Annotated in this window: 15 protein-coding genes; 6 read left to right on the forward strand and 9 right to left on the reverse strand. The window is 69.8% G+C overall.

Translation table 11 applies throughout. The features are described 5' to 3' along the window. Positions 1-23 precede the first annotated feature (23 nt). The 6 genes from OG504_RS27950 to OG504_RS27975 form a co-directional block, all read right to left on the reverse strand. Positions 24-1,283, reverse strand: coding sequence for an ABC transporter permease (locus OG504_RS27950; protein ID WP_405992280.1), 1,260 nt, complete (start codon positions 1,281-1,283; stop codon positions 24-26). Further along, entirely contained in the window at positions 1,280-1,993 is a 714-nt protein-coding gene (locus OG504_RS27955; protein WP_405996445.1) for an ABC transporter ATP-binding protein, read from the reverse strand. The genes OG504_RS27950 and OG504_RS27955 overlap by 4 nt, the downstream gene beginning before the upstream one ends. Beyond that, positions 1,993-3,450 (reverse strand): peptidoglycan-binding protein, encoded by a 1,458-nt coding sequence (locus tag OG504_RS27960; RefSeq protein WP_405992281.1) that lies wholly within the window; start codon positions 3,448-3,450, stop codon positions 1,993-1,995. Before OG504_RS27960 ends, OG504_RS27955 begins: the two co-directional genes overlap by 1 nt. Next, the gene (locus OG504_RS27965; RefSeq protein ID WP_405992282.1) at positions 3,447-4,355 is read right to left on the reverse strand and encodes a hypothetical protein; all 909 of its coding nucleotides are present in this window, start codon (positions 4,353-4,355) and stop codon (positions 3,447-3,449) included. Before OG504_RS27965 ends, OG504_RS27960 begins: the two co-directional genes overlap by 4 nt. Positions 4,356-4,461: 106 nt before the next feature. Then, on the reverse strand, positions 4,462-5,307 hold the full coding sequence (locus OG504_RS27970; RefSeq protein WP_405992283.1) for a hypothetical protein: 846 nt from the start codon (positions 5,305-5,307) through the stop codon (positions 4,462-4,464). Positions 5,308-5,309: 2 nt separating this feature from the next. Continuing rightward, positions 5,310-5,909 (reverse strand): SigE family RNA polymerase sigma factor, encoded by a 600-nt coding sequence (locus OG504_RS27975; RefSeq protein WP_405992284.1) that lies wholly within the window; start codon positions 5,907-5,909, stop codon positions 5,310-5,312. 354 nt (positions 5,910-6,263) lie between these two features. Between OG504_RS27975 and OG504_RS27980 the strand changes: the two genes are divergently transcribed. The 3 genes from OG504_RS27980 (at position 6,264) to OG504_RS27990 (ending at position 7,558) form a co-directional block, all read left to right on the forward strand. Further along, positions 6,264-6,647 (forward strand): hypothetical protein, encoded by a 384-nt coding sequence (locus OG504_RS27980; RefSeq protein WP_405992285.1) that lies wholly within the window; start codon positions 6,264-6,266, stop codon positions 6,645-6,647. 63 nt (positions 6,648-6,710) lie between these two features. Continuing rightward, positions 6,711-7,040 (forward strand): hypothetical protein, encoded by a 330-nt coding sequence (locus OG504_RS27985; protein ID WP_405992286.1) that lies wholly within the window; start codon positions 6,711-6,713, stop codon positions 7,038-7,040. Positions 7,041-7,096: 56 nt separating this feature from the next. Beyond that, entirely contained in the window at positions 7,097-7,558 is a 462-nt protein-coding gene (locus OG504_RS27990) for a hypothetical protein (RefSeq protein ID WP_405992287.1), read from the forward strand. A gap of 20 nt (positions 7,559-7,578) precedes the next feature. On the opposite strand, the gene OG504_RS27995 is transcribed toward OG504_RS27990, so the two are convergent. Beyond that, positions 7,579-7,857: a glutaredoxin domain-containing protein gene (locus OG504_RS27995; protein ID WP_405992288.1), complete on the reverse strand. Its 279-nt coding sequence runs from the start codon at positions 7,855-7,857 to the stop codon at positions 7,579-7,581. Continuing rightward, positions 7,850-8,830, reverse strand: coding sequence for a LysR family transcriptional regulator (locus OG504_RS28000; RefSeq protein ID WP_405992289.1), 981 nt, complete (start codon positions 8,828-8,830; stop codon positions 7,850-7,852). The genes OG504_RS27995 and OG504_RS28000 overlap by 8 nt, the downstream gene beginning before the upstream one ends. A gap of 81 nt (positions 8,831-8,911) precedes the next feature. Here OG504_RS28000 and OG504_RS28005 point away from each other — a divergent pair, with 81 nt between their 5' ends. The 3 genes from OG504_RS28005 to OG504_RS28015 are packed head-to-tail and all read left to right on the forward strand — an operon-like array spanning position 8,912 to position 12,182. Further along, complete coding sequence (locus OG504_RS28005; RefSeq protein ID WP_405992290.1) at positions 8,912-10,321, forward strand: acyclic terpene utilization AtuA family protein; 1,410 nt, start codon at positions 8,912-8,914, stop codon at positions 10,319-10,321. Beyond that, positions 10,318-10,638 (forward strand): hypothetical protein, encoded by a 321-nt coding sequence (locus OG504_RS28010; RefSeq protein ID WP_405992291.1) that lies wholly within the window; start codon positions 10,318-10,320, stop codon positions 10,636-10,638. Before OG504_RS28005 ends, OG504_RS28010 begins: the two co-directional genes overlap by 4 nt. A gap of 5 nt (positions 10,639-10,643) precedes the next feature. After that, on the forward strand, positions 10,644-12,182 hold the full coding sequence (locus OG504_RS28015; protein ID WP_405992292.1) for a carboxylesterase/lipase family protein: 1,539 nt from the start codon (positions 10,644-10,646) through the stop codon (positions 12,180-12,182). Positions 12,183-12,998: 816 nt separating this feature from the next. Here the strand turns inward: OG504_RS28015 and OG504_RS28020 are convergent. Continuing rightward, positions 12,999-13,547, reverse strand: coding sequence for a DUF6313 family protein (locus OG504_RS28020; RefSeq protein WP_405992293.1), 549 nt, complete (start codon positions 13,545-13,547; stop codon positions 12,999-13,001). Positions 13,548-13,683: the final 136 nt, after the last annotated feature.

The raw sequence follows: 13,683 nt of genomic DNA on the forward strand, positions 1-13,683 counted from the left end.
ACTCACCTCAGCCGATCGTGTTCCTACGACGGCGCACGCAGCGCGTCCACCGGCTCCATACGGGCGGCCCGCAGCGACGGATACAGCCCCGCCAGGAGTCCGACGAGCGCACCGGCGAGCGGCGCACCCAGCGCGAGCCGGAGGTCGAGCACTGGTGTCCACTCCTTGAACACGGCGACGCAGACCACGACCGCGATGCCCAGGGCCGCGCCCACAACTCCCCCCAGCAGCCCGATGGTTGTCGACTCCAGCAGGAACTGCCCGGCCACCTGGTGCCGTGACGCGCCCAGGGAGCGCCGTAGCCCGATCTCGCCGACCCGTTCCATCACCGTCACCAGGGTCACGTTGGCGATGCCGATCGCGCCGACCACGAGGGAGACGAGGCCGAGGACGAGGAAGAGGCTGTTGGCGTCGTTCTGGACGCCGGCGCGGGCCTTGGAGAGGTCGGGCGTTGCCACGACGGCGAGTGAGTCCTGGTGCCCGGGCGCGAGCGCGATCGGCGCCTGTCGCGCGACCTGCTTGGCGGCCCCCAGCGCGGTGTCGACCAGCACGCGGGTGATGTTCCGCAGCCCGATCCGATCGGCCGCGGTGGTGGGCGGCACCATCACGGCGGTGGACAGCCGCGCCTCGCGCCGGATCCCGCCGAGGATGCCGATGACGGTGTAGGACTGCCCGCGGAAGAAGACCGCCGGCGCGTCCTCCACCCGCTCGATACCCAGGAGTTGGGCCGCCTGGTCGCCGAGTACGACGACGTGGTCGCGCCGGGCGATGTCCCCGGCGTCGTAGAACCGTCCCGCGGTCATCCGCCCGTGCACGGCCGCCGGCAGGCCCGCCGAGGCGGCGACCACGGCGAGGGTCTGGCCGGACAGATCGCCCGGCGCGGTCACGTCGTTGGCCCGCACCAGCACGCTGTCGGTCGCGTCCGAGTCGGCGAGCGCCGCCACCGACTCCACCCCCGCCAGCCGCGCCACGGCATCGGTCCCCGACCACGGCACCAACGGCCCGGCGTCCTCCGCGCCGGGCAGCGGCTCCGGCACGGTCACGGTCACCGAGGTCGCGGTGAGCGCGTCGAAACGGCCGACGATCTGGTTGCCCGCGGTGGACGCGACCCCGATGGTGATGACGAGCGTGGTGATCCCGAGGACCGTACCGAGCGTGGTCAGCGCGGACCGCACCGGCCGCGCGAGAACCCCCGCGAGGGCCTCCGTCCACAGATCCCGGGGATCCATCCAGGGCCGCTCGACCCGCGCCGAGTCCTCCAACTCCCTCTCTACAACGCTCACTTGACCTCCTCGGCCAGGCGCCCGTCGGTGATACGGACGCACCGCCCCGCCCGACGGCTGACCGCCTCGTCGTGGGTGATCACGACCAGGGTCATGCCCTGGGCGCACAGGTCGTCGAAGAGTTCCAGTACGGAGAGGGTGTTCTCGGTGTCCAGGTTGCCGGTCGGCTCGTCGCAGAGCAGCAGCGCCGGGTCGCTGAGCAACGCCCGTGCGATGGCGACCCGTTGACGTTCACCTCCGGACAGCCGGTCGGGCCGGAAACCCACCCGGTGTCCCAACCCGACCTGTTCCAGGGCTTGATGGGCGCGGGCGAGCCGCCCGCCCCGCCCGCGTCCGGGCCGCGGCCTGCGGTACGCCTCGGCCAGCATCACGTTCTCGTCGACCGTCCGGTACGGCAACAGGTGGAAGGACTGGAACACGAACCCGATCCGGCTTCCCCGCAGGGAAGTCCGTTCGAGGTCGCCGAGCCCGGTGGTCTCCACCCCGTCCAGCAGATACGACCCCACCGTGGGCCGGTCCAGCAGACCGAGCGTGTTGAGCAGTGTCGACTTCCCCGAGCCGGACGGCCCGACGATGGCGAGATGCTCACCGCGGCGCACGGTCAGGTGGACGTCACGGAGGGCGTGCACGGGCGGGTCGGAGGGGAACGTCCGCTCCACACCGGTGAGTTGGATGACGGCGTCGAGCGCGGTACCGACCGGGGTGTCGATCACTCGCCCACCACCACCCTCTCGCCCGCCTTCAACGCGCCCCCGTCCGGCTTGACTTCGACGATCCCGGCGGCGGAGAGCCCGACGGTGACGTGGACGTCGGCCACGGTGGCGCCGCGCTGGACCTTGACCCGGGCCCGCCCGTCGGACGAGGTGTGGATCGCGGCCATCGGCACGGTCAGCACCTTGCCGTCCGAGGCGCCGACCTTGATGGTCACCTGCACGGCGGCCTCGGCCTCCCCGGCGAGCGGACCGGGGTCCGGGACGGTGATCCGCACCTGGACCGCGGCGGTGGAGTCGGAGGCGGAGTTCGCGTCGTCGGTGGTGGAGGGGGCCGTAGCGGCGGAGTCCGCGCCCGATGAGGAATCGGAACCGTCCGCCACGACGTCCACCGTGCCCTGCGCCGACTCGCCGTCCGCCGTGGTCAGTTGGGCGGTCATGCCGTGGCGGAGGAGCTGGGCGTCGGTGCCGGGGACGGCCGCCTGGACCACCACGTCGGAGCTGGTCACCGTGCCGATCTGGGCGGACGGGGTGTCGCCCGTCTTGACGGTCACTTTGTCCAGCCGCGCGGGCAGCTTCGGCAGGAAGACGACCTCGCCGGCCGGGACCTTCGTGCCGTAGGTGGCCTTGAAGCTGCTGAGCGCGTCGTTCGCCAGGTCCAGTGCCTTCTGGGCGGACTTGACCTGGATCTCGTGGACCTGCTTGTCCGTGCTGGACTGAGGGGCGGGGGTAGCGGACGATCCGGTCTCACCGGAACTCGCCGCGCCAGCACCGCTGTTGGTGGTGAGAAGCGTCTCCTGCGCGGCGGAGACGGCCTGTTCGAGCGAACCGAGCTGCTGCTGATCGGCGGGGCTCGGCTCCTGGGCGTCGTAGCCCTCGCTCTTGTACCAGTCGGAGACGGCGGTGGCGGTGCCCTGCCCGTACGTCCCGGTGGTGCCGCCGGGGTCGAACCCGAGCCGCTTCAGGGCTTTCTGAAGCTGTGTCACATCGTCGCCCGAAGTGCCGGGTCCCAGGGCGCGGTACATCGGTACGGAACCGCCGAGCGCGAACACCGGCCGGCCGTTGACCGTCATCAGGACGTCGCCCTCCTTGATCTTCGTCCCGGCCACCGGCGCCTTGGTGACCCGCTGTTCGGCACCCTCGCCGTCCGCGCCGGCGGCCGCCCCGCTGCCGACCGGCCCGGCCAGCGACAAGGGCCGCGGTGACGCGAACTCGACGGACCCGGTCGCCACCACACTCGCGGTGAGCGACTGCCGTACGACGGCGACCGTCACCGGACCGGCCTTCGGTGCCTGGTGCGAGGCGGCGGCGTCCGCGGGCGACTGCACCTGCGTACCGGCGAACCATCCACCCGCCCCGACCAGCACGACCGCCGAGACGACGACCCCAAGTCGCCTGCGCCCGCTGCCGATTCGGCTGCCGACGCGGCTCGGGCCTGCTTCCTCCGGGTGGCTCATCCGTTCTCCCCGTAGTAGGGCTTGGCCTTTTCCTTGGGGAAGTAGGCGGCGCGGAACTTCTTGCCGCACTCCAGGTCCTTCAGGGCGATGCCGATGTCCTTGTTGAGGAGCGGCAGCGCTTTGTCCTTGCTCAACGACATGAAGTTCTCCGGCAGTTGGCGGGAGATGTCGAGGCGGACCATGGAGACCATGCCGGTCGGCTGGGTGGTGCTGACTGAGATGCCCTGTCCGGTCAGACAGGTCGCGAACTGCTGGGCGAGCTGGACGAGTTGGGCGTCGCCGTTGAGCGCGAGGCCGTTGGCGTGGTTCTGGTCGTCGCGGGCCTTCTCCGCGTTCTTCTCGGCCGCCGCGCTGAGCGCCGGCCCGTTCGCCGCGACCCGTCCCACCTCGGAGCAGCCGGCGAGCTTCTCGTCCGCCTTGGTCTTGGCCTGGGGACCGGACAGCGCGACGTCGTACGCCTTCTTCTGCGCGTCGGTCAGGCCGTCCTCGTCCTGGTCCTGGGGTGCGGTCCGCTTCGCCATCGCGGCTTTGCTGAACGGGACGTCGGCGTCGTTCGGGTAGACGGCGCCGGCGTAGTACCCGAAGCCGTACTTCTGCCGGAACTGCTTGGCCCGCGCGTAGTCCTCCCCGTCGACCGCGGCGAACGTGTCGGCCGTGGTCGAGGACTCCACGTGCGGGGTGTAGGTGAAGCCCTGTTTCTTCATGCAGACCGCGATGGCGTTCTCCTGGATGTACTCCTTCTTCGTCGCGTCGTCCACGCCGTCCGGGACCGTGAGCTGGGTCGCGCCGTTGACGGTGGTCGTGGCCGCGCTCGAGTCCGAACTCCCGCTGCTGGAGGCCGACTTGCCGTCCGAGCCGCCGCACGCGGCGAGGAGGGGGAGCAGGCCGAGGGCCAGGGCGGACATACGTATTCTGGGCGTGCCAAATTTAGGCATGCTCATGCCATGCACTCCTTCAGGGTTGATCAAGGCATGGGTAAGGGGTGTTGGACTCAGCCGGTGAGGCCCCGGCTCAGCCGCCGTTCCCCTTCGGGGTCTTCTCGGCCTTCACGGCGTCGAAGATGCGGGGATCGGTGGCGAGTTGGGTGAGTGGTCCGGTCCGCGGAGTGCTGCCGCCGCTCCGGCCGACCGCGGCCTCGTCGAGCGAACCGGCGATCACCTGCACCGTCCATCCGCCCGCGGTCAGATAGGTGACGCCGACGGCCAGGGTCCTGTCGGCCACGTAGTAGAACAACAGGCTGCCCGATCCGTGCTCGGTCAGGGAGCATCGGGTGATCAGGCCGTTCCACGGGGAGGCGAGCACCCGGCCGTTGCTGTCCAGGCAGGCCCGGGTCGGGTGGGCGTACGACGGGTCCGTGGCGGTCCGGCCGACGCTCACATAGAGGTCGTTCACGCCGCCGTCGGCGGTGGTCATCCTGAAGTACCGTCCGGGCCGCAGGGGTTGGCGCGGCTGCTCGGCCGAGACGGTCGTGCCGGTGCCCTTCCCGGCGGAGAGGATCGACCGCACCAACTCCAGTGACGGGGACCAGACCGACGGCTGCCCGGCGGGAAGCGTGGGCGCGCTCTCCGGCCGGGGCGTGAGCAGCGCGTGCCCGCCGATGGCGACAACTCCCGCCACGACGGCGGCACTTACCAGCGCCCCGACCCGCCTCCGCCGGCGGATCCGCACGCCGCGCGCGACGGCGCCCGGCACCAGGTCGGGCATGGGCGGTTCGGCTCCGGAGCCCAGCCCGCCCAGGGCATCAGCGAGCGCGGACTCGTACACGTGCTGGTCGATCTGGTCCGTCCGGTCCGCCTGGCTTGTCCGGCCCGACTGGCCCGTCCGGTCCGTGAAGTTGTCACCGGCCTTTCCGCTCATGCTCACCACTCCGCCTGCAGATAGCCCGTTCCGGTCCCCGTTTTTCCCGGTCCGAAGTCCTTGCCGAGGTCCTTGCCGGAGTCGGCGAGGATGCGCCGCAGGGTGCCAAGACCCCGGGAGGTCTGGCTCTTCACCGTGCCGACGCTGCATCCCAGCGCCGCCGCCGTGGCCTCCACGCTCTGGTCCTCCCAGAACCGCAGCACCAGCACCGCCCGCCCACGCGGCGGCAGTTGCCGTAGCGCGTCGAGCAGTGTCAGCCGGAGGTCCGGGTCCGAGACGGGAGCCATGACATCCTCCTGCTGCGTACCCAGCCGCTCCCGCCAGCGCCGACGCCGGGTCTCGTCGATGAACGTCCGGTACAGCACGCGCCGCGCGTACCCGTCCGGCGACTCCAGCTGCCGTACCCGACGCCACACCGCGTACAGCTTCGCCAGCGCCGTCTGCGTCAGGTCCTCGGCCAAGTGCCAGTCCCCGCACAGCAGATGAGCCGTACGCCGCAGATGCGTCTGCCGGCTGCGGGCGAAGTCGTCGAAGTCGAGCCCGACGTCGACAACGCCACCGGGATCAGCGGAGACGCCCTGTCCGGGGGACGTCCGGATCACAGGCCACCTCCACCCGGCACCGGCGCGGCGCACGGTGAGAAGTACTTCATGCCTGAGGAACGGGGCCATGGGCCAGGGAGGTTGTCACGCCGCGGGGAAATTCTTCAACGACAAGCACAGCGACAACAGCGACAATGAACGACCGCACAACGGGACGACAGACCAACGGGGCAACGGGACAACGGGGTGGCAGTGGTGGACAGTTCACCGGGCGGAAGACCGTCGCCGGCCGCGGTGCGCATCCGTATGGCGATGTGGCAACGGACAACTCCCTTCCTTCCCCCGGCGGTTGTATCAGCTCTCCTTTTCACCACGGCCGGGACCGAGATCCCGCCGCCGGGTGGAGTGCCCGGCATGGTGGCGTTCTGGGCCGCCCTGCTGTTGCTGGGCAACCTCCTCCCCTCCCGCTTCGGCATCACCCTCACCCCGTCCGCGGCAGTGGTCCACAACGTGCGCCGCCGAACCATCCCCTGGTCGGACATCCAGGCCGTCCAGCTCCGGTCCACCCTGGGCATCAAGTCGATCGTCCTCCACGAGGCGAACGGCCGCAGCACCGAACTCCGGGCACCCACCACCGGATTCCTCTCCTGGGACCGCCACTTCGAGAAGAAGCTCCACACGATAGAAACCTGGTGGCAGACCCACCGAGGCCCCGACTGGACCCCGATCCCACCCCCACCGGCCTGGTGGAACACCCCACAGCCCCCGGATCGGAACCCGCTCGCCCCACCCCGCTAGCCCAGTCGCGCACCGACTCGACGACGTCCGTACGCCCCGTGCCACCGAGGAGGAACAGGAAGCATGGCAGTGCCCCGCAAGGGATCCCGGAGCATCACCGTCGGCGGCACGACCTACCGCTGGCGCCTGCGCCGTAGGCCGACCTACTCCCAGGCGCTGGCCTGGTCACCGTGCACGTTCGCGGTCGAGCACGCGGACGAAGCCGGTACGACACTCGTGGTCACCACCGACCACCCGCACCCGAGCAACTGGCTGGGCCATGAGCCCAAGTCCGTCCTCCCGTCCGACGTCGCCCGCGCCATCGAGCGCGCCCTCCGCGAAGGCTGGACCCCGACGTCCCCCGGCTCCCCGTTCCACCTGGACCTCTCCACCGGGTTCACGCCCTCACCCTGAACAAGGCAACGAGAACAGCGCGACGATCCCGCGCTCGGCCGGGCATCATTCGTACCGTGGACGGTGTACGGGACGACGGCATAGGCGTCTGGCGGGTCAGCCGGTCCGGGCGGATCGGGGGGTACGTGCTGGCCGTCGGGCCGGCGTGCGGGGCGCTGTCCGCCTGGTGGGGTGCTCTCTTCCACCCGGACGCGGCGAACGCGGAGTCCGCCGGAGCAGCGACCGCCTTCGCTCTGTTCTTCGCGCTCTTCGCCTGGTGGGTGCTGCTGCGCGTACGTCTGGAACTCACCACGGACGTGATCGTCATGGTGAACCCCTGGGGCACTCAGCGCCTGCCCTGGTCGCGTGTCAGCGCGGTGACTCTCGGCAATTGGGGAGCGCGGTTCCACACGACGGACGGCTTCACGTACACGGCGTACGCCCTCAGCGACCTGGCGGGCGGAAGCCGCCAGGACGACCGGTTCGCCGAGGTGAAACGAGTGTCCGACGCCCAACTCCGCGACGGACAGCCGCTGTAGGAGCCCGGGGAACGGCTCTGTCAGCCGCTCCCCGGCAACAGATGCGGCGCATACGCCTCGACCGCCTCCAACAGCTCCCGCTTCGACGGATTCACCATCGCCCGCCCCGCCACGGTCACTGTCGGCACGGTCTCGTTCCCGTCCGCGACGGAGCGGACGAACGCCGCCGCGTCGGGGTCCTGCCAGATGTTGACCTTGGTGAACCGCAGCCGTGTGAACCGGAGTCGGGCGAGAAGCTTCATGCAGTACGGGCACATGGGCCGCCAGTAGACGACGACTTCACCGGGCTCTTCAGACACGTCTCTCCCCCTTGTTTCCCTGCTCGCCGGTCTCCGACCGACCCGGCACCGGACCATCATGCTCGGCACCCGCGGTATGCAGAAGCCGGTGAAGGAAGTACGCGGACGCCGGCGGCAGCACCGGCGTACGCGGCGTGTAGACCGCCAACTTCCGCACCGTACCGGGGTCGTTCAGCGGCCGTGTCACCAGCCGACCGAAGGCCATCAGCGGCAGCACCAGCCGAGGTACGGCACTGACACCGAGCCCCGCCGAGATCATCCCCGCCGCCGTACCCACCTCCCGGGTCTCGATCACGTTCGTCGGCCGGACCCCCGCCTGCTCGAAGGACAGATCGGCGAGTCGCCGCACACTGCTGGACGGCGTGAAGGCGACGAAGGGCTGCTGGGCCAGGTCGTTCCAGGTCACGGACGCCCGCTCGGCGAGGGGGTGATCCGTCGGCAGAACAGCCAACACCGGTTCCTCGCAGAGGAGTTGACCACGTACCTGCGGGTCCGCGTGCCCGCCCTCCGCGATCGCCAGCTCCGCCGCGCCGGAACGGACGTACTCGATCACCTCCCGCGTGGTCCCGTCCAGGATCCGGAGCTGCATCCCGGGACGATCCGCCAGCACGGCCCGGAAGACGCCGGGCAGCATCCCCGCGGCCACCGAGGGCAGCGCGGCCACCGTCACCGTGGCCCGCTCCCCGGCCCGGATCGCGGCGAACCGTTCCATGCCCCGGTGATACGTCCGGAGGATGTCGCGGGCGATCCCGAGGAACTCGGTGCCCTCCGAGGTGAGCGCCAGCGACCGCGTGGTCCGCTCGAAGAGCTTCGCGCCCACCGCGTGTTCCAGCTGCTGGACGGTACGGCTCAGCACGGGCTGGCTGAGGAGCACCTCCTCGGCGGCCCCGGTGAAGGACCCGGCTTCGGCGACGCTGAGGAACAGTTCCATCTGCCGCAGGGTGACGTCCATGCCGTAGAAGTACCAGATCACCGCACATTCATGCGCACGCCACATGAATCAATGCGCAATCGATCTTTGCCCCGGCCCACCCCACGGACCCACAGTGGTCCCATGAGCCGGACAGCGACACGGACGCCACCACGGGTGCCGCCGCGGCGACGGATCCGCATCGGCTGCGGCGCGGGCTTCGCCGACGACCGCATCGACCCCGCCGTGGAACTCGCGGAACACGGCCGCCTCGACTACCTCGTCTTCGAGTGCCTGGCCGAACGCACCGTCGCCCTGGCCCAGTTGGACCGCCTCCGCGACCCGGACGCCGGCTACAACGAGTGGCTGGAGGAGCGCATGGAAGCCGTACTCGAACCCTGCGCCCGCCAGGGCACCCGCATCATCACCAACATGGGCGCGGCCAACCCGACGGCCGCCGCCCGGGTGGTGGCCGAGGTCGCCCACCGCCTGGGCCTCGACGGCCTGCGCATCGCGACGGTCACCGGCGACGACGTACTCCACCTGGTCAAAGGCACCCAACTCCCGCTCCTGGACGGCCCGTTCGGATCAGCCACGGCGAACGACCTCGGTGAAACCGTCGTATCGGCGAACGCCTACCTCGGCGCGACCCCCATCACCGAGGCCCTCGCCCAGGGCGCCGACGTGGTCGTCACCGGCCGGGTCGCGGACCCGTCGCTCTTCCTCGCCCCGCTCATGCACGAGCTCGGCTGGTCCCCGACCGACTGGCCCCTCCTGGCCCGCGGAACCGCCGTGGGCCACCTCCTGGAATGCGCCGGCCAACTCACCGGCGGCTACTACGCCGACCCCGGCACCAAGGACGTCCCCGACCTCGCCCGCCTCGGCTTCCCGCTCGCGGAGGTGGCCGAGGACGGGTCGTTCACCGTCACCAAAGTGCCTGGCTCAGGCGGCCAGTTGACCCCGGCCACGGTCACCGAGCAGCTGCTCTACGAGATCCACGACCCGGCCGCCTACCTCACCCCGGACGTCACCGCCGACTTCTCCCACGCCCGCCTCACCCACCTCGCGGAGGACCGGGTCGCGGTCACCGGCATCACCGGCCGCGAACCCCCCACCACGCTCAAGACGTCGGTCGGCTACCGCGATGGCTTCGTCGCCACCGGCGAGATCTCCTACGCCGGCCCGGGCGCCGTGTCCCGGGCCCGGGAGGCGGCACGGATCGTAGAACAACGCCTGACGGCAGCCGAGTTGACGGTCACGGAGGCGCGCTACGACCTGATCGGCGTCGACGCGGTACACAGAGGGGCTGACGCAACTGCCGTAGAACCGGCCGAGGTTCGCCTGCGTGTGGCCACCCGCACCGCAACTCACCTCCAGGCACGCCGGGTTGGCAGAGAGGTCGCGTCCCTGTGGCTGAACGGCCCGTACGGAGGCGCGGGCGTCACCCGCGAGGCCCGCGAGAACATCGCCATCACCTCGGTCCTGCTGCCCCGCGAACTGGTCATGCCCAGCACGGGAGTTCAGCTGACGGTGGCAGGAGCGGCGACGCCATGAGACTCCACGAACTGGCCCACGCCCGCTCCGGCGACAAGGGCTCCACGGCGGACATCTCGGTCATCGCCTACCATCCCGCGCACTACCCTCACCTACGCACACACCTCACCCCCGACCGCATTCGCGCACACTTCCCCGACCTCCCCCCGGGCCCGATCCACCGCTACGAGATCCCGTCCCTCCACGCCCTCAAGTTCGTCCTCCACGGCGCTCTCGACGGCGGCGTCACCCGTTCCCTCCGCCTGGACGCCCACGGAAAGAGCCTCGCGGCCTGCCTGTTGGAGATGGACGTACCGGCCCCCCTTTCGAAGGACTGACCCCGATGACGACGAAACCCTCCACCGACCCCACCGCCCGCACCTCGTACGGCATCCTGCGCGGAACCCGTACGGACGACGGCACGGCGGCACTGTTCGCCGGCATCCCGTTCGCCGCCCCGCCCATCGGCCCGCTCCGCCTCCGCCCACCCCAACTCCCCACCCCCTGGGAGGGCGTACGCGAGGCGACCGAGTACCCCGCGGGCCCCGCACAGCGAGGCGCGGACGGCCCCGGCGGCTGGGAGACCTCCGAGGACTGCCTGTACCTGAACGTATGGACGCCCGAACTCGAGGGCAGGCGCCCGGTGTTGGTGTGGGTCTACGGCGGCGGCTTCGAACTCGGTACGGCGTCCCCGCCGACGACGGACGGCGCAGCCCTCTCCCGCCTCACCGGCGCGGTGGTGGTGGCCCCCAACTACCGCGTAGGCGCCCTGGGTTGGCTGAACCCGGCAGGCCCGGACGCGGCCGAATGGACGGCCGGAGCCAACCTGGGCCTCCAGGACCAGACGGCCGCGCTGCACTGGATCCACGACAACATCGCCGCGTTCGGCGGCGACCCGGCCAACATCACCGTCGCAGGCCACTCGGCAGGCGCCTTCTCCATCGGCGCCCTGCTGACTCATCCCGCCGCCGGAGGCACCTTCCACAAGGCGATCCTCCACAGCGGCAGCATCGGCCGCCTCTACCCGCCCGACATCTCCACCGCCATCACGGAAGACCTCATGACCCAGGTCGGCGCCAAGACGATGACCGACCTGCAGTCGACCCCCCTGACCCGCATCATCGAGGCCCAACACAAGGTGATCGACCAGGACTTCGGCGCCCGCAACCTCCCCGGCGGCCGAGCATGGGGCCTGGTCCACGACGGAACGGTCATCACCGAGGACCCCGCGGCGTCCATCGCAGCGGGCGCGGCGACCCACATCCCCCTCCTGATCGGCGCCAACCGGGACGAGTTCCGCACCTTCCAGTACCTCTACGCCAGCGAGCACTACCAACACCCTTCGGACGAACGGGCGTTGCTGGCCGAGATGGAACTGGCGGGGGTACAACACCCGCGCGACTTGCTGGAGGAGTACCGAACCCACCAAGTACCGGCCGAGCCGAACACCAAGCCCAACACCGACACCAACACCAAGTCCAACGACCTGTCCGACCTACGAACCCGCTTCCTCTCCGATGCCGTCTACCGCCGCCGGGCAACCCACCTGGCCGACCTCCAGACCAGGGCAGGCGGCCCCGCCCACACCTACCTCCTCTCCGCCGAACCCCTGGGCCCCCACTACGGCGCCTTCCACGGCTGCGAACGCTTCTACGCCTTCGACCAACTGGCCCTCCTGGACATCGACACCCCGGAACACCGCGCGGTCCGCGACACCCTCATCGGCGCGTGGACGGCGTTCCTCACGGATGGTGATCCTGGTTGGCCGGCGTACGACGCGGACGATCCCCAGGGCGCCCGCACCCGGCAGATCGGCGGGGGGACGGCCTTTGTGGAGGAGCCGCCGGGGTATGTGTCGGCCTGGTGGAATTCCGGGTCGTGACGCACTAGACGCCGTGACAGAGGCATTCCTGGGATGGCCGATGCCGTCGACGAGCTTGTCCGGAGCGGTGACTACAGATCCGTCTTCCGCGGCGTCGGCAGACATCGGCCTGCGGGAACCGGCGAAACGCGCTTCACTGGTCCCGTGGAACTCGTCGAACCACCCGTCAAGTGGGACCAGTTGAAGCATGCTCCCAGCACGAAGTCGTATCAGCAGCATTGTGCTTGGAACGCTCCCTGCGGACGCGAAGCGAGTTGGAGCGTTCATGTGACGAGCAAGGGCGGCGACAGCTGGTGGGCTGTCTGCGAGGAACACCGAGCCTCGTCGACGGTCCTGAACGTACTTGTCGTCGCACGCCCGTGAAGAGCAACGATGGTGGCCGTGGGCGCACTGGACAAAGACCAGGACAACGAGAGGCCCCGTGCTGAGATCTCAGCACGGCTGGGCCTGTGTGGCCCTGAGCTGTGAGACGTCCGGAGAGGCGTATACAGGATCAGCCGCCTGCCGACCATCGCAGTTCCCCGTTAGCCCTGCGTCGGCGCACGCCAGGTCCGTGCCGTGCCACGAACTTCAGCGGCCGCATAGACGTCGTCTGGCACGTGCCTCTCGTGGGATGCCGCCGCCAAGTCGGTGTACATGAGCGCAGCTGTTGAGCTGCCGAGCTGAGTTCCGTGACCCTCGACCCCCCAGCGGGTGAGGAGACGTGCCCCCTCGTCAAGGCCATTCTCGGGAGCAGTGGGAAAGATTTCGCGCAAGGCAGCGCGAGCTATCTCCATGGCGCTTCGTGTCTGCATTGGTATAGCCCTTCGGGCAGAGTCATGGGCGGTTGGCGCGTGCGGTGCACACGAGGCACTTGTCCTGGTAGCCAGTCATCCACATCACCGCTCGTGCGAAGCTCTCGGCGGAGTCGAGCGCCTCCGTGCGGTCCAGTTCAGCAAGTTCGACTGTGCAGAGCACGTCTCGGACGAGGATCTCCCAGTGGTCCTGAGCCTTCTTCCAGTCTCCCCAATGCGCCAGCCTTACAAAGCGATCCAGGAACTCCTGGTCCACCGGGCTCTTCGCATGCAGTGACTCAAGAAAGGTGATCTTTCCCGGTAACTTGAGGCGGCGACCCAGGCCTCTCTGTTGAAAGAGGTGGTTGGTAGCGATCTCCTTGACCCGCTGCATTCGGGCAGCGATCACATGACCAGCCACGCCACCGATCAGGGCGGGTACCAGCAGCCAGCCAAGTACCGACGCACCCCAGGACGATTCGTGCACGGGCGGGTCGATGAGCGCGAACACCCTGTAGATGCCGCTCCAACCCTTTTCGGCCCGGCTGGCGCCGAACACCCAGACGAACCCAACTACTAAGGCGATGGGCATACCCCACTCGATGAACCACTGTGTGACGCCCGACAACGCCTTGCGCGAGCGGAACGTACGCCGTATCCACACAGCCACAGACTGCCCGAGCAGCGGTGGCAACGACGGCGGCCGAGGCGGCTGGGGTGATGGTGGC

This window comes from Streptomyces sp. NBC_00986 (assembly GCF_045162565.1).
Classification (GTDB): Bacteria; Actinomycetota; Actinomycetes; order Streptomycetales; family Streptomycetaceae; genus Streptomyces.